This window comes from Segetibacter sp. 3557_3, assembly GCF_004354985.1.
GTDB lineage: Bacteria > Bacteroidota > Bacteroidia > Chitinophagales > Chitinophagaceae > Segetibacter.
Genome location: NZ_SMSK01000001.1, coordinates 436,795 through 462,973, shown reverse-complemented (window position 1 = coordinate 462,973; position 26,179 = coordinate 436,795). Strand labels below are relative to the sequence as shown.

The window sequence follows — 26,179 nt, the reverse complement described above, 5'->3', positions numbered from 1 at the left end:
TAAGCAAAGTTTTATACAACTGACTAAGCATACCCGGCCGGCGGTTATTCTTAATACATTTCGTGAATATCGTAGTCCTTCACAGCCAGCGGCTTATTTCTAAGTAAAGCAGAAAGCGCCTAAATCGCGTTTCATCTAAGCCGCAAAGTTGTGCTGGTAATTATTGCGGCAACGATAAGCTGGAGCCTCTCGGAGCTCCATATTATCTTATTTGTAAGCTGGCCATCCAAATGCGCAAAAAAACGTATTTTCAAGGTAGACTTACTTTCCAGGGTTCAGCCTTAACTAAATACCCAAATGCTGGCTTGATGAACAAATGTATTTCCGGGCTTTTCCTGCTATTTTTTATCTGCACAACTGCAAAAGCTGATCATATTACCGGTGGCGAAATGTCGTATATTTTCACAGGAGTTTCCGGGGGCTTGTACCAGTACTCCGGAACGCTTAAACTTTTTATGCGGTGTAATAGCGGACGCCGGTTTAACGATCCTACGGTGATTTCGGTTTTTAATAAATCCACAAATTCGCGCGTTGCCGACCTTAGCGTACCGCTTGCCAGAAGAGAAACGATAAGTCTCCCAAACGCTGATCCCTGTATTAGTAATCCACCGGTTGTTTGTTACGAAGTAGGCTATTTTACATTCAGGTTGTCGTTACCTGCTTCAGCTTTGGGTTATGTGCTCTCCAGCCAGGTTAATTACCGGATCAATGGCATTAGTAACCTTTCGAATGGGTATAGCCAGGTAGGGGCATTGTACACTGCTGAAATACCCGGCACCAGCCCCGTTGTCAACGGACCTGAAAACAATAGTGCGACTTTCGTTGGGAGTGACCTGGTAATTGTATGCGCAAACAACCAGTTCAGCTACAGCTTTGCTGCTACCGATAGTGATGGCGACCAGCTGCGTTATAGTTTTTGCAATGCATACCAGGGAAACGGCAACGTTGGCGGACCCGGAAACGCAGGACCGACACTTCCTCCACCGTACCAGTCTGTACCCTATGGTTCTGCATATAGCGGGTCGGCACCTTTAGGATCAAATGTGCAGGTGAATGCTACTAACGGGCTAATCACTGGCAAGGCACCGCCTAGTGGCATTTACGTGGTCACCGTTTGTGTGCAGGAGATCAGAAATGGCCAGGTGATTGCAACCCAACGGAAAGACCTCCAGATCAATATCGCACCCTGCCAGGTAGCCGCTGCCCTACTGGAGCCAGAATACCTGCTTTGTAAAAGTTCAAATACCCTGACCTTTTCAAATATATCAACCAGTCCCCTGATTACGACTACCATGTGGGAACTCGTAAATTCTGCTGGGTCCACCATTCTTAATTCGGCGTCGCTAACACCATCGTACACCTTTGCCGATACAGGCTTGTACACCATTAAGCTGGCCATAAATCGCGGACAGAAATGTAGTGACTCAGCTCAATCCATAGTCAGGGTTTATCCGGGTATGGTAACCGACTTCAATGTTAGCGGCATCTGCATAAATAAGCCAACTGTATTCACCGATATTAGCACCACACGGTATGGAACAATCAATTCCTGGAGTTGGGATTTTGGTGAACCTTCCGTATTCAATGACATTTCCGACCGGCAAAATCCCGCGTTTACTTATTTGTCGATGGGCCAGAAAAATGCAGCATTAGAAGTAACAACTTCAAAAGGTTGCCGGGACACTCTTTTTAAAACGATCTCGATTGTTGACAAGCCGCCGGTGCAGCTGCAGTTTAAAGACACGCTAATTTGCACACCTGACCAGGTGCAGTTAATTGCAGGGGGTGCCGGCAATTACACCTGGACCCCGGGTCTGAACATTACCGGTGCAAATACGGCCACACCCATAGTTGCACCCCGTGTAACCACCAAATACTATGTAACTCTGAACGACAACGGCTGTATCAACAATGACTCAGTAACGGTCCGGGTCACAGATCGGGTTAGCCTTACCGCGATGAATGATACGACGATATGCAGTTCAGACAGCATTCGTATGCAAATTATTTCGGATGGCTTTCGCTACTCGTGGACGCCAGCCTTTCAGCTTAGCGATCCTAATTCGCGGAACCCTGTTGCAATTACAAACAGTACGACTACCTACGAGGTCACCGCATCAATCGGAAGCTGCCAGGCGAGGGAACAAGTGGTTGTTACAACAGTTCCCTACCCCATCGCCAATGCTGGTGCTGATCAAACGATATGTTTTAACCAAAACACCCAGCTAAATGGTTCAACAAATGGTACCGCATTGCGATGGAGCCCGCCGGGTACTTTGAGCAACCCACAAATCAGTAATCCCGTTGCACGACCCGGCCAAACAACTGCATACGTGCTGAATGCGTTTGATAATAAAGGATGTCCTAAACCCGGTACCGACACCGTTTTCATAAAAGTGTTAGCCGACCTGAATGCATCTGCCGGTAATGACACCACCGCTATAGTTGGTCAGCCGCTACAGCTTCGGGCAAGCGGCGGTTCTCTCTATTACTGGACACCTGCAACGGGACTGAATAATCCCAATGTACCCGATCCGATTGCAAGATATGATCAGACCATGAACACGATCCGCTATAAGGTTCTTGTTTACGAAGAAGGCTGTGTCGACTCAGCATACGTTAGCGTTAATGTATATAAAACAGGACCGACCGTGTTTGTGCCGGATGCGTTTACCCCAAATGCTGACGGTACAAACGATTTGCTAAAGCCCGTAGCGGCAGGGATGAGTCAAATGGAATTTAATGTGTTTAACCGGTGGGGACAACGGGTATTTTCAAGCGCAGGAAACAGCCGGGGTTGGGATGGAACGGTTGGTGGTAGTCCTCAGGGGCCGGGTACCTTTGTGTGGATGGTAAAAGGTGTAGACTATACAGGAAAGCCTTACCATTCCAAAGGGACGGTGATCCTGATTCGTTAGACAGTCTACTTGAGGGTATTCGGATGCCTGCAGTTTGACCAGTATTCTACAATCAAGCGGAGGGTCTCCCTTGTCAGATCAATGGTTTTCCCTTTTTCAAAAAAACCCTGCACGGTAAGTGCATAAGCCTCTTCAACAACACCCTGTGCAGCAGTGGTTGACATAAAAATAAAAGGAATACTTTTTCGCCGCAAGATTTCGTTGCCCGTGATCCTCTGCCTGAACTCAATGCCATTCATCCTTGGCATATTTACGTCGCAGATAATCAGGAAGGGTGCTTCATCTGTAGTATAAAGGTAATCATAGGCATTCTGGCACAAGTCAAAAAAGCGAACCGGGTTAGTAACGTTCAGATCACGAAAAACCATCTCGTATATTTCCCAATCATCCTGGTCATCATCAACAATAACTATAGGTCCAAGTTTCGACATGGTTTGGGGTTTGATCAGCAATATTAAACTTTGTTGTTAACAGTCAATGGTTATTCTGTCAACCGTGTTCAATGGAAACCCGGTAGATCATACTTGCTAATCCCACACATTTCTAAATGACTGCTGCACTTAGAGAAAACACGTGGAAAGCATTTTATAGAACAAGATGCTAATCACATAATTTGCACCCCAATACAAGATTTGGTATTAGTATGAAATATTACCTGATAGCCGGTGAGGCCAGTGGCGATTTGCATGGCAGTAACCTCATAAAACACTTACATCAGCAGGACGCAAGTGCCAACATTCGCTGTTGGGGGGGCGACCTGATGCAGGCAGCCGGGGCAAACCTGGTGAAACACTACCGCGATCTTGCTTTCATGGGTTTTATTGAAGTCGTGGCCAACCTTACTACCATATTAAAGAACATTCGATTTTGTAAAAGAGATATTCTTGATTTTGCCCCTGATGTAATCGTTCTCATCGACTACCCTGGTTTCAATATCAAAATTGTTGAGTGGGCAAAGCAACAAGGTTTTAAAACAGTCTATTATATTTCCCCGCAGGTCTGGGCATGGAAAGAAAAACGGGTAAAAATCATCAAGGCTTATGTAGATAAGATGCTGGTAATACTTCCCTTTGAAAAAGATTACTACGGTAAATTCGATTACAAAGTTGAATATGTTGGTCACCCGCTTGTAGAAACAATCCAGGAATTCAGAGAGCAACCGACAAACGATCACCTGGCACCCGGACAAAAGATCATTGCGTTGCTACCGGGAAGCAGGAAACAGGAAATAGCAAAAAAGCTCCCGATAATGCTTGAAGTGAGTAAAGCTTTCAGCGAGTATCGTTTCGTTGTTGCACGCGCGCCGGGCTTAGACAAAAGTTTTTATGAACCTTTCATGCAGCCCTATAAAAACGTATCAGCGGTTAGTGGTGGCACTTACAACTTGTTGAACCAGGCTTCAGCCGCCCTTGTCACCAGTGGCACGGCAACGCTTGAAACAGCAATTTTCGATGTGCCGGAAGTTGTATGTTATAAAGCTAATCCCATCTCGTACGAAATTGCAAAACGGGTAATCAAGGTAAAGTATATATCACTCGTTAACCTGATTATGGATAAACTGGTGGTGAAGGAATTAATTCAACATGAGATGAATACTGCAAATTGCATCCGGGAATTGCGGGAGCTGTTGGAAAATCCAGAACGGATCAATCAATTGAAGAAGGACTATGCAGACTTGAAAAATTTATTATCGCTTGGCGGGCACGCTTCTGCAAACGCCGCACGGATCATCTTCGAATTTATCTCCGAAGCGAAACCCACCGGTGCAGCTGTAAACATCTAAACAGTTGTACTGCTATCATCTGCTGCCAATACTGGTGAGCAGAAATAACTACCGCGTTGTTGGTTTTAGCGGAAAAGAGGCAATATAATTACCTTGAACAAAATGATCAGCAGTGCTACCAGGAACATGAGGATTGAAATCCGGTTCATTCCGTGCATGTATTTCATCCAGGGTGTATGTGGTGCATTAGGATCCCTCTTCTTTAGATAGAGGTATTCGGCGACTTGTTTGAATATTCCCATAACAAAACAACACCTGTTTTAACAGATGGTTCTGTAAAAGTAAGAATACTTGTAAAACCACCCGTTGCCATATGCGTAACTTTAATATAACTTAAACGATTTACGATGAGAATGCTTTTATGCTTGTTTCTGATGGTTACGATAGCCACTTCCTGTAGCCAGGCGCAATCCAGGAGTAACCAGAAAAAGTTTGCGGTTACCCGAACCGAGGCTGAGTGGAGAAAGCTTTTAACCTCCGACCAGTACCATGTTGCCCGTGAACAGGGTACCGAACCTCCTTTTCGTAATGCCTACCATGATAATCACGAAAAAGGCACCTATTATTGTATTGGATGTGGGGTTGAATTGTTTAAAAGCGAAACGAAGTTTGAAAGTGGCACAGGATGGCCCAGCTTCTATAAACCCTCAGTGGCAAAGAATATAGAAATTTCATCCGACAACGCCTTTGGTATGGTTCGGGACGAAGTGCATTGCAAGAATTGTGGTTCACACCTGGGACATGTATTTGACGATGGTCCGAAACCAACCGGCCTTCGGTATTGTATGAACTCCGCTTCCCTGAAATTTGTGAAGAAGTAATAGGATCATGAAAGTTCAACAAGCTCATTGGTGCACAGTCATGCCTAATGCAATTAGCAATACATGAAAACGATCGTTAAGAAACATCCACTTGCAATCCGATGGTTTCACTGGATCAACTTCCCTGTGTTGGCTTGTATGATCTGGAGTGGCTTGTTAATTTACTGGGCTAACGATGTTTACAAGATTACAGTTGGCGGTAAGCTCCTCTTCAAATTTTTTCCGGAAAGTTTCTACAAAGCACTAAACGTTCCGTTCCGGTTAGCGGAAGGAATGAGTTGGCACTTTGCCATGATGTGGATCTTCGCCGTGAACGGGCTATTATATGTGCTGTACACTTTCCTGTCCGGGCAGTGGCGCTATCTTCTCCCAAACCGCAGGTCGATGAAGGAGGCCTGGCAAGTGTTGTTGCACGACCTCCGTATACGCCGGTTTGAACAACCTTTTCTAAAATACAACGGGGCACAAAGGATCGCCTATACCACCATACTCGTGATGGGAGTTGGTTCGCTAATAACAGGCCTGGCGATTTACAAACCCGTGCAATTTGGTTTTCTGACCTGGTTGTGCGGCGGTTACGAATGGGCGCGATTAGAACATTTTGCACTTACCATTGGGTATGTTCTCTTTTTCCTTGTCCATATCGTTCAGGTAGCAAAAGCAGGTTGGAATAACTTTCAATCGATAATCACCGGCTTTGAGGTTAAGAAACCTGCAGCCGATACAAAAACAACTGATAAACATTAAGGCTTGGAGGAAACTACATTTACAAAGAGGCAGGTATTAAGGAAATCGGCCATTTCATTTGCCATCTTTATACTTGTTGGCTTCATGGTTTATTTCGGCTATCAATGGGTTAAACGCCAACCCAAAATAGCGGGTGCACCACGGCCGCTCCGTGAGTCGCTAAACTTCAACGAACAGGTATCTTCAAGGCTGTTTGACTCTAGCCGGCTCGTTAAGGAGTACCCGGTAAGTGCCGCTGAAAAAAAGGTGCGTTTTAATGGCAGCGATGGTTTGCGTGACAGTGTTAATTCCGGAACATGGCGGCTAAGGGTGGTTAGAAGCGCGGGCGACACGTTGCAGATTTCTCTTTCGGAATTAAAGGCCTTGCCAAAGAAAGAAATTGTTTTCGATTTTAAGTGTATTGAAGGCTGGAGCCAGGTTACGCACTGGGGTGGTGTGCCAATGAAAACTTTCATCGATCATTACCGACTCGGTCCCGAGTCGCAATTAAAATACATGGGTCTTCAAACACCGGATAAGGGCTATTATGTTGGTATCGATATGCCGAGTGCCTTGCACCCCCAGACCCTATTGTGTTACGAAATGAATGGCCGTGCATTGCCTTTACGTGAAGGTTTTCCTGTCCGGCTGATTATACCGGTTAAGTACGGAATAAAGCACCTCAAACGTATTGGAACCATGTTTTTCAGTAATGAAAAGCCGCCAGATTTCTGGGCTGAACGTGGTTACGACTATTATGCAGGCCACTAGCGACCTGATCTATAAACCAGGGCCGCTGAACCGGGAAGGCCTTAAGCCTATACTCCTATCCGGCATTACCGGCTAAGCTTTTGCACGGACTGCTATCTGAAAGTAACCTTCAACTTCCGATGCCGGGATGTTATATGATTAACCAACTTGTTCTTCCTGGACTCTCTTATGTTCAGTTTTGGCTAAGCTTTTTTATCGCACCCGGTAGGACCGTCACTCTTCGCCCGATATACACTTCAGCTATCAACTATTTATACCTTTATTAATTGTAGTTCCGCCATTCCAGCGTTGTGCTTCTTTGATGAGATAAGGAGTTATAACCTGGGCCCTGAATGGGTATGAGCCATGAACTTTGTTTCTAATAAACAAGTCGAGCCTTTTGCACAAAAAAGTTTAGTAGCTGGCTTTACTGATTGACTTATTCTATTGCTACCCTGCTCCACGCGGTATAATTGAATTATCTATTTCTTACCTCTCCCTCTTTTTACCTGATGGTATCAATTGCCTGAACACGCGCCCAGCGGAGTCCAGGGTGTATTGCCGTAACTGCAAGGAAAGCTCCCGCAAGCAGTGTATCAAAAGCGAACAATTGTTGCATGCTAACGAACACTTTCGTAAATAAATTCAGGATTTTAAGATTGATAATCAGGTACTTGCAAAATGGCATGTTATTGTGAGTCACATGTACAGGGCAAGCTGCACCCGCCAGAACTTTGATCGGGAGGCTTCTAGTAAAGCGGTAACAGCAAAGCCACAGCATCTTATCATCCACAAAAAGGGACACCATGAAAAAACTTACTGTTTTGATCCTCTTACTTATATGCTGTATCGGCTTCACCCGCAGTAGCCGGCCTGAGTATACCGGATGTGATAAGTCCCCCTTTCAACTCAAGCATTGCAAAACCAAGAGCGCATCCCAGGTCATTGCCGAACCGGTATTCCATCCCCTCGGGCTTGTGTCGTTTTCGTTTTAATGCGAACAATACTTTAAACCCTAAAACCAACTGCTAATGATCAGAATCAAGGAACTGGAGAAAGTTTACCGAACCGAAGATGTTGAAACTGTAGCCCTGAACAAGTTGACATTTGAAGTAAAGGAAGGCGAATTTGTTGCTGTTATGGGACCTTCAGGCTGCGGCAAGTCTACCCTCCTGAATATCGTTGGGCTATTAGACGATCCTGACAGCGGAAGTTTCTTGTTCAATGATATAGAAGTTGTAGACTTCAACGAGCGCAAAAGAGCGGACCTGAGAAAGCGCAATATTGGATTTGTTTTTCAAAGCTTCAACCTGATAGACGAACTAACTGTTTTTGAAAACGTGGAACTGCCCCTAATCTATCTCGGTGTAAAAACCGACGAAAGAAAAAAGCGCGTAGAAGCTGTGCTTGACAAAATGCAGATTATGCACCGGCGCAACCATTATCCCCAGCAACTATCCGGAGGACAACAACAGCGGGTTGCAGTAGCCCGGGCAGTTGTAAACAACCCCAGGCTGATACTTGCTGATGAGCCAACTGGTAACCTTGACTCCTCCAACGGAAACGAGGTAATGCAATTACTTACCGACCTGAACGAACAAGGTACTACGATCATCATGGTGACACACTCCGAGCACGATGCAAGGTACAGCCATCGCATCATCAGGATGCTGGACGGACAGACCGTTACCGAAAACATCCTGGTTTGATCGTTAAACGTTACATCAGCCTTTATTCCAACATACGAACAATTGCTGTGACAATATCCTGGCAATGATCTTCATACACCGAACAGGGTTCTATGCACAGGAGCCTGCTTTGAAGTGTTAAATTACTTTATACGCTGTTTTGTATAGCGGGACGCCCGATGTCGGCGGAAAGTAGCATGATGAAACCGGATGTGGAATAAGGTTATGCGGTACAAGTGAGTGACACAACGATGTTGAAAGCAGAATCAATGCTTGTCTCAAAAAAAAAATTACTACTCAAGTTTATGCTGAAGAACTATTTAAAGGTAGCGTTCCGCAACTTGTTACGGAATAAAGGCTTTTCGGCGATTAATATTTTTGGCCTGGCGATCGGCATGGCGAGTGCAATGCTGATTTTGTTATGGATAAAAAACGAAGTTGGCTATGACCAGTTTCACGAAAAAAAAGAACGGATCTACAACGTTTGGAACCGCGCAGTTTTCAGCGATAAGTTGCAGTGCTGGAGTACAACGCCAAAGGTACTTGCCCGTACACTCGAAAAAGATTTTCCGGAGGTGGAACAAGCAGCCAGGGTAAACTGGGGCAGTAATATGTTGCTTACCGTTGGTGAAAAAAAGCTTACTGTCCAGGGTAACATTGTGGACTCTAACTTTCTAGAAATCTTTTCTTTTAAACTTTTGAATGGCAATCCCACCAGTGTATTGGATGATATGCATTCAATTGTGCTTACTGAAGAACTCGGCAAGAAGCTTTTTGGAACTGCGGACCCGATAGGAAAGCTGATTAAGGTAGACAACAAAGAAATTTTTACTGTTACCGGAATATTACAAACACCACCGGACAATTCGCGTTTCAAGTTTGAGTACCTGCTGCCCTGGAGCTACCTGAGATCGCAGGGGCAGGATGATGAGAACTGGGGGAATAATTCGACCGCAACATACGTATTGCTTAAACCAAATACAAACGTTGCATTGCTGAATGAGAAATTGAAGCCCTTTAAACCACGGTATGATAAGGAAGAAAAAACATGGGAGATGTTTGTTTACCCCATCAGCCGCTGGCGTTTGTATTCGAGCTTTACGAATGGTGTAGAAGACAATAATGGACGGATTGCTTTTGTTCGCCTGTTTGGCATTATTGCAGGCTTTATCTTGTTGATTGCCTGCATCAATTTTATGAATTTAAGTACGGCAAGGAGTGAAAAACGGGCTAAAGAAGTTGGCCTTCGTAAAGTTGTGGGTGCGCAGAAAAGTTCTCTCATCGGCCAGTTTATTGGCGAGTCGGTTATCATGTCGCTGATATCGGCAATCATTGCTTTTATACTTGTTTTGGTAGCGCTACCTGCGTTTAACCGCCTGATCGACGAAAAGGTGGCAATTGATTACAGCAACATAAATATCTGGATTGCTTTTGCTGTATTTATACTTTTTACCGGACTTCTTGCCGGTAGTTACCCTGCCTTTTTTCTTTCCTCTTTTCAGCCGGTTAAAGTGCTTAAGGGCACTTTCAGGAAAGCACATGCACTTGTTACCCCAAGAAAAGTGCTGGTAGTGTTGCAGTTTACTTTTGCGATTGTATTGATCATCTCCACCATCATTGTTAAGCAACAGATTGATTACGCAAAAGACCGTCAAATCGGTTACAATAAAAACAACCTTGTATACCACCTTTTTACCGGTGACATTGAAAAGCATTTTGACCTCATTAAAAATGAATTGCTCAGTACCGGTATTGCTACCGCGGTAACAAAAGCGAGTTCGCCTTTAACGCAAAGCTGGAGCGATGGCTGGGGACAGGAATGGGAAGGAAAGGACCCCAATGATAAAACGGACTTTTACCGCTATTCCGAAGACGGCGGGCTTGGTGTAACAGCAGGACTGCAGTTTATAAATGGACGTGATATTGACCTGAAACAATTTCCGACAGACTCAACTGCGATGATCATAAATGAGTCGGCGCTAAAGGTGATGAAGTTTAAAGATCCGATTGGTAAAAAAGTAAAAGACAATGGTGAAGAGTGGCACATCGTCGGCGTGATCAAAGACTTTATACTTACCTCGCCTTATGAGCCAACCAAACCAATGATTATACTCGGGCCAAAGTCAGATTGGTTTGGGGTTATACTAATTAAGTTTAATGAGCAAAATACCACTGCCGCAAACCTTGCGAAGGCTGAAACCATCTTTAAAAAGTATAACCCGGAATATCCTTTTGACTACAAGTTTGTAGACGAAGAGTATGCGAAAAAGTTTGAGGACGAAAATACCACCGGGACACTTGCAGGAATATTTGCTGGGCTAACCATCCTGATTTCGTGCCTGGGATTATTTGGCCTGGCCACCTATATGGCAGAAAACAGGATAAAAGAAATTGGTGTAAGAAAAGTTTTAGGCGCTTCGGTTACCGGTATAACTGCCCTGTTGTCGAAGGACTTTCTTAAACTGGTTTGTTTGTCGTTTACACTTGCTGCCCCGCTTGCCTGGTGGGCCATGCACAATTGGTTGGAGGACTACTCCTACCGTGTAGAAATACAATGGTGGGTGTTTATTGTAGCCGGACTTCTTTCCGTATTCATTGCAGTTTTAACCGTGAGTTACCAGGCCATAAAAGCAGCTATAGCAAATCCCGTTAAAAGCTTGCGAACCGAATAAAATTGTTGCTGGTACAGCACCAGCGACGCCCCTTAACCCACCCTTAACTGCCAGCGCCATGATCCGCAACTACTTAAAAATTGCTTTTAGAAACCTGCTTAAGTACAAGCTGATTTCTTTTATCAACTTGTTTGGATTAACCGTTGGCCTGGCCTGCTGCCTGCTTATTGCCACCTATATCATACACGAGGTTAGCTACGATAAGTACAATAAGAACGCCGATAATATTTACCGGCTCGAGCGCACCTTTCTTAACGCCGAAACTGGTGTGCAATCCTTAGAACTTGGTTCGGTGGCCCCGCCTGTTGCCCCACTACTCCTAAATGATTTTAAAGAAATAAAGAAGATTACCCGCCTCCTTCCAAATGGTACCACTTCATTCAAGTACGAAGAAAAAATTTTTAATGAAACAAACGTGTTTTTTGCTGACGAACACCTGTTTGAAGTTTTTGACGTAGCTGTAAAAAAGGGTAATCCGAAGCAGGCTCTTGTAAATCCTTTTTCCGTTATGGTTAGTGAAGAAATTGCTGAAAAGTATTTTGGAAAAGATGATCCTATGGAAAAGGTGATCAAGCTGGATGGAACGTTAACTACAAAAGTGACCGGGGTCTTCAAGAAGTTTCCTTACAACTCACATGTACACCCCGAGATACTAATCTCGTTTAACACCCTGAACGATACGGCAGTTTATGGTGCACGGCAATTAGCAACCAATTGGGGCAATAATTCCTTTTTTACCTACCTGTTATTGCCGCCCGGTTATGATCCGAAAAAACTGGAAGCACAGTTCCCCGCATTTTTAAACAGGCATATTAAAGATGAGGGACCAAAGCTGCCTTCTACCTGGTCAAAACTTAACCTGAAACCACTTACCGATATACACCTGTACTCCAAAACCGACCTCGAAGTTGAACAGAACAGCGATATCAACCGGGTATACATCTTTTCAGCCATTGCTATGTTTATCCTGATGATCGCCTCGATCAATTATATGAACCTTTCTACCGCACGCTCAGCACTTAGAGCAAAAGAAATTGGTGTGCGCAAAGTGGTAGGTGCGCGTAAACATGAGTTAATTGCGCAGTTTATAAGTGAGTCAATCGTTATATCGTACGCTGCGATGATTCTGGCCATCATTGTTACAATTGTAGCCATGCCGGCCCTCAATAAATTACTTGCACAGGAGCTATCGTTGAAAGTGCTGTTGAGTGGCAAGGCAATCGTGCTGATGTTGCTGGTGCCCGCAGTTGTGGGCGTAGTATCGGGCCTCTACCCTGCCCTGTTTTTATCTTCGTTTCAACCCATCAGGGTGTTAAAGGGGGTACTGCAAATTGGCAGTGGCAGCATCTCTTTCCGAAAGGTGCTGGTAGTGCTTCAATTTGCGGTTTCTATCGTTTTAATTGTAAGTACCGTAGTTGTGTTCAGGCAACTTGATTATATGCAGCGCAAATCACTGGGCTTTAACAGGGAGCAGGTGATCAACATGAATTATCAGAATGCATTGGCCGAGCGGTACGTTTCATTCAAAACAGAAATGTTGTCAAACCCGTCGGTAAAAAGTGTAGGCCGCTCATCGCGTATTCCAACCGGCAGACTCCTGGATGCAAGTGGCTCCCAGATCAATCTTGGAGATAGCCTCGCTCCGACCAAAGCCGACATCAAAGTAATTAGAACAGATGAAGACTTTATTCCGACTTATGGCATCAAGATGGTAGCAGGACGCAACTTTTCGTCTGCGTATGGCATGGATACCACCGCTTACCTTATCAATGAAGCCGCGGTAAAAGTACTTGGACTAAAGAAGAACGAAGACGCGATCGGCAAGCAGTTTCAATATGGATCAAGAAAAGGCGAGCTCGTGGGCGTTTTCCAGGATTTTCATTTTGAGTCGTTACACCAGCACATACTTCCTATGGTGTTCCAGATGCCCCGGAATGAAAGGGGTTATGGACAGCTATCCATAAAATTAAACGGGCAGGATGTAAAAGGCACGATAGCCCATATCGAAGATGTATGGAGAAAATTCTTGCCGGAAACACCATTTGAATACACCTTCCTGGACGAAAGTTACGACAGGTTATACGAGGCGGAACGCAGGCAGGCTACCATCTTCACCATCTTCGCATTTATTGCCATTTTCATTGGCTGTCTTGGCCTGTTTGGCTTATCGGCATTTGCCATAAGCCAGCGGGTTAAAGAGATCGGTATCAGGAAGGTTCTTGGGGCCAACGTTTCAACCATCGTGGGTTTGCTCTCACGCGACTTTTTAAAACTCGTGTTGATTGCCGGTTTGCTCGCCTTTCCGCTTGCCTATTATGGTATGCACCAATGGCTGCAGGACTTCGCTTACCGGATAGATATCCCGTGGTGGGTTTACGTACTCGCCGGGGTGACCGCTGCCGTAATCGCCTTTGTTACCATCAGCTACCAGGCCGTGCGAGCTGCTGTTGCGAACCCGGTTAAGAGTTTGAGAAATGAGTAAGGAAGTGCAGCATAACATCAGCAGTCAAATAAGTTGCCGGAGCGAAGAAGTTCAAAATCTGAAAAAATAGGTATTGTATGATCAGGCACTATATCAAGATCGCATTTAGAAACTTGTGGAAGAAGAAAACTTTTTCGCTGATCAACATCATCGGCCTGAGTATCGGGTTAACCTGCTGTTTATTGATGGCGATCTACATTCGCCACGAACTAAGCTATGACCATTTCCAGGAAAAAGGAGATCGCATTGTAAGGGTTATCATGGAGTATAGCTTTGGTGGCGCCATTCAAAAAGGAAACTTTACCAGTACTAAAGTTGCGCCCTCATTCAGCCGTAATTTTCCGGAAGTAGAGAAAGCTGTTCGAATGAGCGGCACCAGCCGGGTGATGAGGTATGAGGAGAAGTTATTTAATGAAAAGTCGTTTGTTTATGCTGACTCCACTTTCCTCGATATCTTTTCCTTTAAGCTAATACTTGGCAATCGTGCTCAGGCCCTTTCAGGTCCCAATGTTGTCGTTTTTACAAAGTCAGCTGCGGCAAAGTATTTTGGTGATGAGAACCCCGTTGGAAAAATTGTAACCGTCGGGAGCGGCTCAGTGCCTTATACGGTAACCGGAGTAATGGAAGATTGTTCATCTAACTCCCAGATAAAGTTTGACTTTATTGGTTCATTTTCCTCGCTTGGTGTTACACAGGAGAATACCTATTGGGATGCAAACTTTACGACTTACCTCCTGTTGAGATCCGCAAGCGCCATTCATACTTTACAACCAAAGATCCGGCCTTTTATGCAGCACGAAATGGCTGCTGAAGTTAGTGGAAAAGACTACGTAACTTATGAACTGGAGCCATTCAAAGACGTTCACCTGTACTCCCCTTACGATGGTTTCGAACCAAACAACAGCATTACCTATATCTATATTATCGCAGCAGTAGCTTTGTTGATTTTAGCGATCGCGTGTTTTACCTACATCAACCTAAGCACCGCACGTTCGATAGAACGGGCTAAAGAAGTGGGGATCAGGAAAGTAGCCGGTGCATTTAAAAACCAGATATTTTGGCAATTCATTGGAGAGTCGTTGGTAATCTCTGTTGCTGCACTGCTTATCAGCACCGTGCTGGCCTGCTTATTACTCCAACCATTCAATAACCTGGCTGATCGCAATCTGGCCATAGGCAGCCTGTTCTCCCCTGCTATGCTCCTGTTTGAGCTGGTAGTCATATTATGTATTACGTTATTGGCCGGCAGCTACCCGGCAGTTATTTTATCCGGATTTCAACCGATACGCGTGTTGAAAGGCGCCTTCAAAAACTCAGGAACAGGCCTGGTGTTGCGTAAATCGCTGATCGTTTTCCAGTTTATCATTTCGGTGTTCCTGATTGTAGCCTGTTTTGTGATTCAAAAACAACTGGAGTATATACGATCCAAAAACCTGGGCTTCGATCGTGATCACATAGTTGTACTCCCAATGGATCAGAAAATGAAGGCAAACATTGCAACCGTGAAAACGGTTTTTACAAATAATCCGGGGATCAGGAGCGTTGCAAGAGTAAACAATGAGCCCATCAACATCGTTGCAGGTTATAGTATGCGACGGGCCGATATGGCGGAAAATCAATCCATTATCGTTAATGCCAATGTTGTAGACGAAGATTTTGCAAAAACAACCGGTGTTCACTTTATTGCTGGTGAAGACTTTAGTGAACAGGATATGAAGGATGTGGAGTACGAGGACCAGGAGAAGAAACAATATCACTACATCCTGAATGAAACTGCTGCACGTGAGTTGGGTTGGACACCGGCACAGGCTATCGGTAAAAAGATGTTCCTTGGTACGCACCGCCCCGGAACAGTAAAAGGTGTAATCAAAGATTTTCACTTCTCATCATTTCACAACCCGATAAAGCCCCTTGTATTGTTCAACGAAAATTGGGGGAACTATTTACTGGTAAAACTTTCAGGCGAGAATATGCAACAAACGATTGAATACCTGGAAAGCTCCTGGAAAAATCTTGTACCACATCGGCCGTTTGAGTTCCACTTTCTGGACGATAATTACAACAAGCTGTACAATTCGGAACACCGGTTAGGAAAGGTACTGAATACGTTTGCTGCCATTGCTGTGCTGCTGGCTATGCTTGGCTTGTTTGGATTATCGGCATACGTAATCCAGCAACGCAATAAAGAAATTGGCATCAGGAAGGTGCTCGGCGCATCAGTGGCGAACGTGGTAGCCCTCTTATCAAAAGATTTTTTACAACTGGTTATTGCGGCATCGCTCATCGCGTTTCCACTGGCGTGGCTGGTTATGAATAAGTGGTTACAGGACTTCACTTTCCGGGTGTCCGTCGGTGTGTGGATTTTTGTTGCTGCGGCATTTTTAATTATAGCCATCGCACTTATCACGGTAAGCTTCCAGGCCATAAAAGCAGCTGTTTCAAACCCGGTTAAAAGTTTACGAACTGAATAGGTCATTGTTTTTGTTTATACACGTCGGCGGATCATTTTCAACCTTGAATTAACACCCTCTTATGCTAAAGAACTATTTTAAAACGGCACTCAGGAACCTGCTTCGGTACAAAGGTTTTACTGCAATAAACATCCTCAGTCTTTCAATTGGAATCACAGGTTGTATGTTGATTGGCTTGTTTGTTTGGGATGAATGGAAATACGATAAGTTCATCCAGGGTGGTGAAAATGTATACCGGCTTTACACCGAACGCAAAAGCACGGAAGGTAACACGAGCACGGCAAGTGTTGCACCGATGTTTGCCACTCACCTCAAGCAGCAATTTCCTGAAGTTGACAATACTTTGCGGATACTGATGGCTGGCGGCAAGTTATTGCTCGAACATGAAAACGTGAAGGCTTATGAGGAAAAGTATATGTTCACAGAAGCATCGTTCTTCAGCATATTCCCGCTTAAGTTTTTACAAGGGGATCCAAAAACCGCGCTGGCAGAGCCATCCTCCGTGGTAATCACAAGCGACCTTGCCAGCAAGTATTTTGGCAATCAAAGCGCGTTGGGTAAAACAATTAAGGTTGAACAGGAGAACTTCGTTGTCAAGGGAGTGTTGGCCGGGGTGCCTGAGCATTTTCACCTTGATTTCAACTTATTGCTTTCATTGAAGTCTGCCGGCCTTCCGGAGAGTCGCATGGAGAGTTGGGGCTGGCAACAATTTTTTACATATGTCAAAGTTAAGCCAGGAACGAACGTAGGGCAACTGCAGTCGAAGTTCCAGGCAGAAGTTAAACGTCTTGCCCACCCTAAAACTTCTCCCGGTGGGTTTACTTACCAGGCCTATTTTCAACCCCTGAAGAATATTCATCTCCAATCCTCAGAATTTTCGTACGATAATGCAAAACGAGGAAATGAAACCTATGTGAATGGACTGAGTAGTATCGCACTGTTTGTCCTGATAATTGCCTGCTTCAATTTCATCAACCTTGCAACGGCACGTTCATTCAGAAGGGCAAAAGAAATCGGGGTTCGGAAAGTAATAGGTGCCGATCGCAGGCAGTTATTACTACAGTTCACAGGGGAAACCATATTGCTTTCACTTGTATCTGTTTTGGTGGCAACAATTGCAAGTATGATAATACTACCTGCACTAAACACCTTTACCGAAAAACAAATCGCCTTTAATCCTTTTACCGATCCCATTTTAGCAGCCGGACTCATCGCTGCAGGCATGCTAATCGGCATACTGGCGGGTATTTATCCTGCGATCGTTCTATCCGGGTTTCAACCTATTAAGGTGCTCAAGGGCATAAAGTCTAGCAGCGCATCACCAGGCCATGTACAATGGCTCAGGCAGGCGCTTGTAATCATCCAGTTTTCGCTATCGGCCTTGTTGATCATATCCACCACCATTGTTTATCGCCAGGTAAGATTTCTCCACGAAACCGATATGGGTTTCAACAAGGATGAAATTTTATACTTCCCGGTCAGGGGTGAGGTTGCAAAAAACCCGGAGGCCTTTAAAGACGAACTAAAGCGATCTGCAAACGTGGTTGCCGCGACTGCCGGATACGGATTACCGGGAGACCAATATGCCGGAGATGGTGTTATTATACCTGGTAAAGAGGGTGATAAGCGCCATAGCGCTAACCTGTTTATAGTCGATCACGATTATATCAGTACGCTTGGAATAAAGATGGTGGCGGGTCGCGACTTTTCGAAAGACATGGCTACCGACGTTGATGAGGCATTCATCATTAGCGAAACTGCTGTAAGAGAGCTTGGATTTGGCACACCTCAAAAAGCTTTAGGACAGCCGATACACTGGGACAAATGGGAGAAGGACTCACTGAACCCCTTAAAAAAGGGACGTGTAATTGGTGTCATCAAAGACTTCCACTACAAAAGCCTGCACGAAAAAGTAACTACCACGGTACTACAGATTTATCCGCCTGCACTTGCTAAGATGGCTGTAAAAGTCAAGACTGCCGACCTCCCAAATACAATTGCCTATATCAAACAAGTGTGGAGCCGTTTCTCACCCGATTATCCCCTTGATTACAAATTCATGGACGAAAGTTTTGCAGCAATGTATAAGTCGGAAGATAAGCTCGGCAGCCTTTTATGGATTTTTACCATAATGGCCGTAGTGGTGGGTTGCATGGGTCTGTTTGGGTTGGCAGCATTTAGTGCTGAGCAAAGGAATAAGGAAATCAGCATCCGGAAGGTACTTGGCGCAAGTATCGGCGGCATCGTTGCTTTATTGTCGAGGAGCTTTTTAAAACCGGTATTCATCGCGTCGGTAATCGCCTTTCCGATTGCATGGTTTGCAATGAACAAGTGGCTTGAAAATTTTCCATACCGGGTTACAATCAGCTGGTGGGTATTTGGAATCGCTGCCGTTGCGGCCCTATTGATTGCGCTCATAACAGTAAGCTTTCAAACCATTAAAGCTGCCCTTTCCAACCCTGTCACAAGTTTGAGGAATGAATAGAAGTGGTAAAGCCCGCTGCTTCACTAAGAAAGAAGAAACAAGGGATTATCGCACGAAATGTATCCGTTCAACGTCAAATCTTAAAACAGGGTTTGATTGCGCTCCGGTTACGCGTAATCGCAGCCGTTCAGTTGAGTCACCTGCTTAGGGTGAAAAATATACCCACTTCAAATTACAAACAAACACATGCTCCGAAATTATTTCAAAGTTGCCGTTCGCTACCTTGCTAAACATAAAGGTTATACCCTTATCAATATCGCGGGACTTGCGGTTGGTATTGCCTGCTGTATGCTCATCATGCTGTTTGTAAAAAGTGAGCTCAGCTACGATCGTTTTCATGTTAAAGCTGATAGAATATACCGTGCATGGCTCGAAGAACATTACGAGGGTGAAGTGTTTACAAACGTGGTTACTCCTGTACCACTTGGGCCGGTTTTGCAAAATAACCTTCCCGAGGTGCAAATAACCTGTCGCGTATTCAGCTACAATGCCCTGGTAAAATACAACAACAATACGTTCAACGACGAAGTGAATATGGTGGATAGCACCTTTTACACGATGTTTGATTTTAGCTTGTTAGAAGGCGATCGCAATAATCCATTTCCAACAAGTAATTCCGTAGTCATTACCGCCAGTGCCGCAAAAAGGTTGTTCGGAAAAACACCACCCCTGAACAAAAACGTGGAACTACAATTGGGTAGCGACAAGGTATTGTTTACTGTTACGGGAGTCGCGAAAGATAATCCTTTGGAATCGAGTATCCGTTTTTCGATGTTGATACCTTTTTCCAATGCACCCCGCTTTTGGAGCGAGCAAACCCGGACCCAGTCCTGGTCTAATGTTTCCTTGGAAACCTATGTGCTGTTGAAAGAAGGGGCAAGTCCGGTTGTCGCCAATGGCAAAATAGCATCAATCATGAACCCCCTGGTGAGTAAAACCTACAAACCCGGGCAGTATAAAGTAACCCTGCAGCCGATTACCGACATACACTTAAACAATGCTTTGCCCGAAGGAAACCAACCGATCAGCAATCCGAAGTATTCTTACATTCTTGGTACCATAGGGTTACTTGTGTTACTGATTGCATGTATAAATTTCGTGACGCTTTCTGTGGGAAGGTCGGCCAAAAGGGCGCTTGAGGTGGGGGTAAGAAAGGTGTTGGGCGCCGAGCGTGGACAGCTTATCCGGCAGTTTTGGGGTGAGGCGCTGTTGCTTACATTGTGCGCACTGCTTATCGGTGTGCTCCTGGCTATACTCTTTTTAAATCCATTCAATACCCTTGCGGATCGCCAGCTTGCCCTCAAATTCGATGGCTTTACTGTGCTTTTTTGTATTGCATTGGTTGTTGTCATTGGTCTTATTGCCGGCATATACCCTGCTGTTGTATTATCCGGTTTTAAGCCTATACAGGTGTTAAAGGGGCGTTTGAAGACCGGTCAGCATATGGGATTGTTCAGGAAAGCGCTTGTTGTTGGCCAATTCGTTGCATCCATCATAATGATCATATGCACCATTACCATCGGTAAGCAATTGCACTATCTAAGAAGCAAGGATCTTGGTTACAACAAAGAGCAGCTTGTTGTTATTCCAACTAATAAGTCTTCAGCAGCGGGAAATGCGTTGGCTACGGTGTTTAAGTCAACGATCGCGCAAAATCCGCAGGTCGCATCCGCTAGCAGGTCGCTGTTTAGTTTTGCAGAATATGGTTGGATGTCGCTGGGGTATAAGGATAATGGTGGGGTATTCAGGCAGTTTCAATTTAATGTGGTAGACGAAGACTTCATAAAAACCATGAAGCTGCAATTGGTGCAGGGACGCGCTTTTGAAAAAGGCAATACTGCCGACTCAAATCATATTATCATCAATGAAGCCATGGCAAAGGCATATGGCTGGGAGAACCCGATCGGGCAAACACTTCCGGGCAAGTATACCCAGCGGATCATCGGTGTTGTCAGGGACTTTCACATCGAGTCGTTGCATACGGGCATTAAACCGGTAATGCTCGCGCTCAAGGGCGACAGCATATTTCAGGCCTCTTCCGATGTCCGCTACCAGTTCTCACCCAGGCCCCGCATTTCAGTACGATTGCTGCCCGGTGATGTGCAGAAGCAACTCGAAGGTCTGAGAACGATCTGGAAGTCTGTTGCTGGCGACCAGGAATTCGAATACCAGTTTCTTGACGATGCGCTTAATAACGCTTACCGGCAGGAACAAAGACTTGGCAATATCGTTCAATACGCCTCGTTCATATCCATCTTTATCGCTTGTATGGGATTGTTCGGTCTTGCCACACTTGTTGTTGTAAGGCGAACAAAAGAAATTGGTGTGCGCAAGGTGCTTGGTGCAGAAACTTCAAACATCCTCGGCCTTTTGTCGAAAGATTTTATCGTGTTGATATTTATCGCTGCAATCATTGCATTCCCATTGGCGTGGTGGGCACTATATACCTGGTTGCAAGACTTCAACTACCGGATAACAATACCGGTGTGGGTATTTGGTGCCGCTGCACTCATCACCCTTGTTGTTGCAATGGCCACGGTTAGCTTCCAGGCGCTAAAAGCAGCATGGGCCAACCCGGTTAAAAGTTTAAGGGCTGAGTAACCTGGACCTAAATTGGGCATGCGGTGGGGTTTGGGTGTTTGCACACGCAACGCCCATCTGTGACAGTGCCCCGAATTGTAGCTCATCAACAACCTTAAGAAATGCTATTCAAACCTATCGATGTAGCGTAACGTTTGTCCCTTTTATTACTACCCCGGCCTGTTCCAGTTTAGTTTTGTTAAGATAGTTTGATAAGGCTATGTTGAAAGACCCCTGTTCATAGAAAGGGGCCTTTCAATATTAGTCTTACCGGTCATGTCGCGTCATGAACTTTTCTCATCCCGATACATTATAAGCAAGTTAGAATGGTCCTGTTTTAAAGCCGCTACTAAACAATGCGGTAAATTCGTGTTTTATTCTTCATTTCCCTTAACAGGCAACGAAAGCAATATAAATGAAAGGATACATCATATGCCTTGTGGCTATAGCAACTTTTTGCAACGGTTGCGACATCCGGCAGAGAGAAGATCAACTTCGCCAGCGGGAAGCAGCCTTAAATCAAAAGGAACAGGACCTCGTCTTCAGGGAACAAGCGGTTAACCTCAAAGAACAGGAGTTAAATTCCATGCAGCAAAAAATCGACAGCGCATTAGTCGATACCTCTGCCATCATCAACCCCGCTCTTGCAGGCCGCTGGTCGGTTCAAATGACCTGCACCGAAACGACTTGCGCCGGTTCTGCTGTAGGCGATAAAAAATCAGAGCAATGGGATATCTCGTACCAGGGACCAAACATCCTTGCAAAGGCTATGGTCGGCAATGATGTTGTAAGGGTTTATACCGGCACCAGTACCGGTAATAATATCGAGCTTTCTGAAACTTCCGAGACAACTGTTCCGCAGGCTGCAACGCGGATGTTTGTTCGGTTGAGGATGGTTAATGAAAAAAATGTGAGCGGACAGCGGGAAATTGTACGGGTAAATGACTGCAAAGTGATTTATGCGCTTGAAATGAACAAACTATAATCACGAAAGCAGCATTATGTATTTATTAAACGAACTGGAATTTACCCTGCCCCTGACCAACCCGGTAATTATCTTTTCACTGGTATTATTCATCATATTGTTTGCACCCATTTTATTCAACAAAATAAAGGTGCCACATATTATCGGGTTAATTCTTGCGGGTGTATTAATCGGGCCATTCGGCTTAAACCTTCTGCTTAGAGACAGCAGCATTGTGCTTTTTGGTACCGTGGGACTGCTGTACATTATGTTTACCGCGGGGCTCGAGATCGATCTTGAAGAATTTAGAAAAAACCGGTTAAAGAGCTTTGTTTTTGGCCTGTACACATTTCTTGTACCCATGGTACTGGGTACAATCGCTGCCTATTACATACTCAACTTCAGTCTTCCATCTTCGTTACTTGTAGCAGGCATGTTTGCGTCCCATACCCTACTTGCTTACCCCATAACAAGCAGGTACGGTATCGCCAGGATTAGATCGGTTACACTCACAATTGGCGGAACAATCATCACCGATATACTCGCGCTGCTTGTACTTGCGGGTGTAACCGGCGTCACTAAGGGAGAAATAAACGCAATGTTTTGGGTGAAGCTTGCGATTGCCACCATTATATTCGGCCTGATCATCTTCCTGGTTTTCCCAATGATTGCCCGGTGGTTTTTTAAAACCTTTGAAGAAGCGGTTGCACAATACATCTTCGTGTTAGCTATGGTGTTTTTGGGTGCATTCCTCGCGCAGCTTGCAGGCCTTGAACCCATCATCGGCGCATTTCTGGCGGGTCTTGCATTAAACAGGTTTATCCCGCATTCTTCGGCACTAATGAACCGGATTGAGTTCGTGGGCAACGCTTTCTTCATACCATTTTTTCTTATTGGTGTAGGCATGCTGGTCGACATAAGTGTGCTTTTTAAGGGATTTGGCGCCTTAAAGGTGGCATTGGTAATGACGGTGCTTGCCGTATTATCCAAGTACCTTGCTGCATGGACAACTCAAAAAACGTTCAAATTAACCAAACAGGAACGCCAGATGATATTTGGTTTAAGCACCGCCAGGGTCGGTGCCACACTGGCCGTTGTTCTTGTAGGCTACAATATCATCGTAGGCGAAACACCAACAGGTGAGCCAATACGTTTATTGAATGAAGACGTATTAAACGGTACCATTTTAATGATCCTGGTTACCTGCACCATCAGTTCGTTTGTTGTAGAAAAAGTATCGCAACAGCTGGCGCTTAAAGAAGAGAATGTTGCAGATGCGGAACACGCAACAGAAAAGGTACTAATCGCCCTTGCCTACCCCGAAACGGTGACCGAGCTAATTGATTTCGGGCTGATGTTAAAGCCCAAAAAGAGCGGGATACCTGTTTACGCACTCAACATCGTCAGCGATGAACACGACAACAGCAAAACGATGTCGATGGCAAAAAAGATGATGGACAAAGCAGTGAGTCATGCGCTTGCAACCGGTCAATCCATCATTCCGATAACGAGGTTCGACGTCAATATCAGCAATGGAATTATTTATACGCTGAAAGAACAGAATATTACCGACCTGCTTATCGGCATTCATCACCAGGCAAACCAAAGAAATTTCCTTGGTGCAACAGCGGAGCGGATCCTCAAACACATGTCTGAAACAGTTTTCATCTACAAGTCGGTCCAGCCTTTTAATACCTTAAACAGGATTATCGTGGTCGTTACCCCTAATGCCGAACTGGAACCTGGGTTTTCACATTGGTTTGCGAAACTTTGTACCATAACCAGGGAAGCGGGTATTGGCATCGAGTTTTACGCGGCCAAATCAACCATCAAGGAATTGCAGGATCAGCAACAGGAACTGAAGGCTGAGATCAAAATGATTTTTCATGAATTCAGTAATTGGGATGACTTTCTCATTTTCAGCCGCGAGGTCCGAAAGAATGATTTGCTGGTAATTGTCTCCTCAAGAAAAGGCCATGTTTCTTACCAACAACAATTGGAGAAGATGCCATACTACCTGTCGAACTACTTTGTCTCAAACAGCTTTATCATGTTGTATCCGCAGCAAATTGAACGGGGATTAAAGATGGATAATATCGAGCACGTCGACAGCAGCCTTGCTGAGTCTATTGCCGATGCAAAAATAGTCAACAAGGCAGGTAGCTTTATATCGGGGTTATTCAAAAAGCAACCTGGTAAGGAGGGCGGATAACTCCTGCCTGCTATAAGCGAAATGCCCTGCAGCAATCAGGATAACCACGCCATGCCTGAGGTGAGTACACCCGTCACTAGTTTTTTTTTGGTAGCAGGCGGTTGATCATCTATGGGGCTCCGGTTGTGTCACTCACTTTTACGGCATCATTTCAAGCAGCAGGAAAAACATTACTGCTAACTCAAAGGCACCGGCTCAAGAACCAACACCAGGTAGTTGCCCATCCCTGGTTGACGAATCGGCCAGCACCGGATAAACTCCATCTGCACACTCCTTTCCATAATGATGAAGGGGAATGCTATCACGCACTTACCAGCATATCTCTAATCGCAGCGCTCCATCTTACCTATAGGCGCCGTATGGGATCCCGGTATTGTAATCCTTTGGACAGTAATCTAGGCCTACACGCGCAACACCAGGACAAACGGCAAAACAAAACAGTGTTATATTAGTAGGGTGCATGGCTGCAATACCGTGTTGCCAACGTTTAAATTTAATGCACAACGTTATAGACTAACCCGGAATGGTTTCATCATCAGCAAGCGACAAGGGCGGCAGATTTTCCCACTCGTAAAACTCGTTTTTAGCTTTATCGTCGCTACGGAGTTTAGGGGTCCGAATGCTAAAAACCGGCCATGCGGCAAGCGCTGAAGATGGCATTTCAAAGTCAAGTATCTCCTGGTACTGGCTCTCCGCTAAATCTTCTTCAAGCCATTGTTGTGCGCGTTCAAACGGCAAAAAAAGGGGCATCCGCCATTTGTTTTCACCGTCATTATGAATTTGCTTCATCAGCGAGTTGGCAGGACGGGTAACAATGGTGTAGGTGAATCGTTTGGTGATCTCACCCGTTTCCTTATCCACTACATCGTTGGCAGAGTAAAGTCCGGGAAGGTAAAACAGGTTTTGATCAGCGATCTTGATAAAATAGGGCACTTTGTGCTTCCAACCTTTAATGGCGCGGTGTTCATAAATTCCACTTACGGGAACAAGACAGCGACGCGTTCTGATTTTGTACCAATAACTTTTTTGATCGGTCAGTATTCGTTCACTCCGGGCATTAAGCATGCTGGCCCTTTGTTTTTTGAACGTATCGATATCTTTTACATAAAACGGAATGCAACCCCATTCCATCATTTTAACGTGCAGCTTTTTATCCTCACGGTGGCGGTAAATAATGGGGTGTTCATTATAGGCATGTCCCACAATGTGGGTAGGATCAAAATTCAACTCAATCTGCGTATCCGCAACCAGGTCAGGAAAATAGTCGGCAAGTGTTCTTACATCAATGGTAAACGAAATGTCGTAGCACATCGGCTTGGCTCAGTTTTTTCAAATTTAAGCCACGACACCCGGACTGCGTCATCAAACCCTGAGAATTAACGGGTTCCATAACCCGTCATCATTTATTAATAATTCCCCATCTGAATACCCAATACCTTAATACCTAAATACCTAAATACCCAATCCGCCAATCCGCAATCCGTCCATCCGCATACCTCAATACCCAATCCGCCAATCCGCAATCCGCCCATCCACAATACCCAATACCCAATAACTTAACACCCAATCCGCCCATCCGCAATCCGTCCATCCGCAATCCGTCCATCCGCAATCCGTCCATCCGCAA

The 26,179-nt window shown here is 45.0% G+C and carries 17 protein-coding genes; 13 read left to right on the top strand and 4 right to left on the bottom strand.

Annotation, left to right across the window (positions count from 1 at the left end):
* Positions 1–308 precede the first annotated feature (308 nt).
* A complete protein-coding gene (locus tag EXU57_RS01605; RefSeq protein WP_133266407.1) occupies positions 309–2,918 on the top strand; it encodes a gliding motility-associated C-terminal domain-containing protein in 2,610 nt (869 codons plus the stop codon).
* 5 nt (positions 2,919–2,923) lie between these two features.
* On the opposite strand, the gene EXU57_RS01600 is transcribed toward EXU57_RS01605, so the two are convergent.
* Positions 2,924–3,349, bottom strand: a complete 426-nt coding sequence (locus tag EXU57_RS01600) for a response regulator (protein WP_133266406.1) — start codon at positions 3,347–3,349, stop codon at positions 2,924–2,926.
* 212 nt (positions 3,350–3,561) lie between these two features.
* Between EXU57_RS01600 and lpxB the strand changes: the two genes are divergently transcribed.
* Positions 3,562–4,701 carry a lipid-A-disaccharide synthase gene (gene lpxB / locus EXU57_RS01595; RefSeq protein WP_133266405.1) on the top strand — a complete coding sequence of 380 codons (1,140 nt, stop codon included), beginning with the start codon at positions 3,562–3,564 and terminating at the stop codon, positions 4,699–4,701.
* A gap of 65 nt (positions 4,702–4,766) precedes the next feature.
* Here lpxB and EXU57_RS24935 read toward each other — a convergent pair whose 3' ends face one another.
* Positions 4,767–4,943 carry a DUF6728 family protein gene (locus EXU57_RS24935; protein ID WP_165957994.1) on the bottom strand — a complete coding sequence of 59 codons (177 nt, stop codon included), beginning with the start codon at positions 4,941–4,943 and terminating at the stop codon, positions 4,767–4,769.
* A 105-nt stretch (positions 4,944–5,048) separates the two neighbouring features.
* Between EXU57_RS24935 and msrB the strand changes: the two genes are divergently transcribed.
* The 3 genes from msrB (at position 5,049) to EXU57_RS01580 (ending at position 7,019) form a co-directional block, all read left to right on the top strand.
* Complete coding sequence (gene msrB / locus EXU57_RS01590; protein WP_133266404.1) at positions 5,049–5,522, top strand: peptide-methionine (R)-S-oxide reductase MsrB; 474 nt, start codon at positions 5,049–5,051, stop codon at positions 5,520–5,522.
* Between the two features lie 63 nt (positions 5,523–5,585).
* Complete coding sequence (locus tag EXU57_RS01585) at positions 5,586–6,269, top strand: cytochrome b/b6 domain-containing protein (RefSeq protein ID WP_133266403.1); 684 nt, start codon at positions 5,586–5,588, stop codon at positions 6,267–6,269.
* 3 nt (positions 6,270–6,272) lie between these two features.
* Complete coding sequence (locus EXU57_RS01580; protein ID WP_243745474.1) at positions 6,273–7,019, top strand: molybdopterin-dependent oxidoreductase; 747 nt, start codon at positions 6,273–6,275, stop codon at positions 7,017–7,019.
* Between the two features lie 812 nt (positions 7,020–7,831).
* On the opposite strand, the gene EXU57_RS25720 is transcribed toward EXU57_RS01580, so the two are convergent.
* A complete protein-coding gene (locus tag EXU57_RS25720; protein WP_262708536.1) occupies positions 7,832–7,963 on the bottom strand; it encodes a hypothetical protein in 132 nt (43 codons plus the stop codon).
* Positions 7,964–8,029: 66 nt separating this feature from the next.
* Here EXU57_RS25720 and EXU57_RS01575 point away from each other — a divergent pair, with 66 nt between their 5' ends.
* The 8 genes from EXU57_RS01575 (at position 8,030) to EXU57_RS01540 (ending at position 24,552) form a co-directional block, all read left to right on the top strand.
* Positions 8,030–8,707, top strand: a complete 678-nt coding sequence (locus EXU57_RS01575) for an ABC transporter ATP-binding protein (protein ID WP_133266402.1) — start codon at positions 8,030–8,032, stop codon at positions 8,705–8,707.
* Between the two features lie 284 nt (positions 8,708–8,991).
* A complete protein-coding gene (locus EXU57_RS01570; RefSeq protein ID WP_133266401.1) occupies positions 8,992–11,358 on the top strand; it encodes an ABC transporter permease in 2,367 nt (788 codons plus the stop codon).
* A gap of 58 nt (positions 11,359–11,416) precedes the next feature.
* A complete protein-coding gene (locus EXU57_RS01565; RefSeq protein ID WP_133266400.1) occupies positions 11,417–13,840 on the top strand; it encodes an ABC transporter permease in 2,424 nt (807 codons plus the stop codon).
* Positions 13,841–13,917: 77 nt separating this feature from the next.
* On the top strand, positions 13,918–16,311 hold the full coding sequence (locus EXU57_RS01560) for an ABC transporter permease (protein WP_133266399.1): 2,394 nt from the start codon (positions 13,918–13,920) through the stop codon (positions 16,309–16,311).
* Between the two features lie 61 nt (positions 16,312–16,372).
* On the top strand, positions 16,373–18,796 hold the full coding sequence (locus EXU57_RS01555) for an ABC transporter permease (RefSeq protein WP_133266398.1): 2,424 nt from the start codon (positions 16,373–16,375) through the stop codon (positions 18,794–18,796).
* Positions 18,797–18,982: 186 nt separating this feature from the next.
* Positions 18,983–21,397 (top strand): ABC transporter permease, encoded by a 2,415-nt coding sequence (locus tag EXU57_RS01550; protein WP_133266397.1) that lies wholly within the window; start codon positions 18,983–18,985, stop codon positions 21,395–21,397.
* 394 nt (positions 21,398–21,791) lie between these two features.
* Positions 21,792–22,361 (top strand): hypothetical protein, encoded by a 570-nt coding sequence (locus EXU57_RS01545; RefSeq protein ID WP_133266396.1) that lies wholly within the window; start codon positions 21,792–21,794, stop codon positions 22,359–22,361.
* 16 nt (positions 22,362–22,377) lie between these two features.
* The gene (locus tag EXU57_RS01540; protein WP_133266395.1) at positions 22,378–24,552 is read left to right on the top strand and encodes a cation:proton antiporter; all 2,175 of its coding nucleotides are present in this window, start codon (positions 22,378–22,380) and stop codon (positions 24,550–24,552) included.
* 513 nt (positions 24,553–25,065) lie between these two features.
* On the opposite strand, the gene EXU57_RS01535 is transcribed toward EXU57_RS01540, so the two are convergent.
* Positions 25,066–25,863 carry an SOS response-associated peptidase gene (locus EXU57_RS01535; RefSeq protein WP_133266394.1) on the bottom strand — a complete coding sequence of 266 codons (798 nt, stop codon included), beginning with the start codon at positions 25,861–25,863 and terminating at the stop codon, positions 25,066–25,068.
* Between the last annotated feature and the right edge of the window lie 316 nt (positions 25,864–26,179).

Excerpts from the sequence above, each read along its gene's own strand:
- EXU57_RS24935 (WP_165957994.1), bottom strand. The coding sequence starts at position 4,943 with ATGGGAATATTCAAACAAGTCGCCGAATACCTCTATCTAAAGAAGAGG.
- EXU57_RS01555 (WP_133266398.1), top strand. The coding sequence starts at position 16,373 with ATGCTAAAGAACTATTTTAAAACGGCACTCAGGAACCTGCTTCGGTAC.
- lpxB (WP_133266405.1), top strand. The coding sequence starts at position 3,562 with ATGAAATATTACCTGATAGCCGGTGAGGCCAGTGGCGATTTGCATGGC.
- EXU57_RS01550 (WP_133266397.1), top strand. The coding sequence starts at position 18,983 with ATGCTCCGAAATTATTTCAAAGTTGCCGTTCGCTACCTTGCTAAACAT.
- EXU57_RS01565 (WP_133266400.1), top strand. The coding sequence starts at position 11,417 with ATGATCCGCAACTACTTAAAAATTGCTTTTAGAAACCTGCTTAAGTAC.
- EXU57_RS25720 (WP_262708536.1), bottom strand. The coding sequence starts at position 7,963 with ATGGAATACCGGTTCGGCAATGACCTGGGATGCGCTCTTGGTTTTGCA.
- EXU57_RS01605 (WP_133266407.1), top strand. The coding sequence starts at position 309 with ATGAACAAATGTATTTCCGGGCTTTTCCTGCTATTTTTTATCTGCACA.
- EXU57_RS01585 (WP_133266403.1), top strand. The coding sequence starts at position 5,586 with ATGAAAACGATCGTTAAGAAACATCCACTTGCAATCCGATGGTTTCAC.
- EXU57_RS01545 (WP_133266396.1), top strand. The coding sequence starts at position 21,792 with ATGAAAGGATACATCATATGCCTTGTGGCTATAGCAACTTTTTGCAAC.
- EXU57_RS01560 (WP_133266399.1), top strand. The coding sequence starts at position 13,918 with ATGATCAGGCACTATATCAAGATCGCATTTAGAAACTTGTGGAAGAAG.
- EXU57_RS01535 (WP_133266394.1), bottom strand. The coding sequence starts at position 25,863 with ATGTGCTACGACATTTCGTTTACCATTGATGTAAGAACACTTGCCGAC.
- EXU57_RS01570 (WP_133266401.1), top strand. The coding sequence starts at position 8,992 with ATGCTGAAGAACTATTTAAAGGTAGCGTTCCGCAACTTGTTACGGAAT.
- EXU57_RS01575 (WP_133266402.1), top strand. The coding sequence starts at position 8,030 with ATGATCAGAATCAAGGAACTGGAGAAAGTTTACCGAACCGAAGATGTT.
- msrB (WP_133266404.1), top strand. The coding sequence starts at position 5,049 with ATGAGAATGCTTTTATGCTTGTTTCTGATGGTTACGATAGCCACTTCC.
- EXU57_RS01540 (WP_133266395.1), top strand. The coding sequence starts at position 22,378 with ATGTATTTATTAAACGAACTGGAATTTACCCTGCCCCTGACCAACCCG.
- EXU57_RS01600 (WP_133266406.1), bottom strand. The coding sequence starts at position 3,349 with ATGTCGAAACTTGGACCTATAGTTATTGTTGATGATGACCAGGATGAT.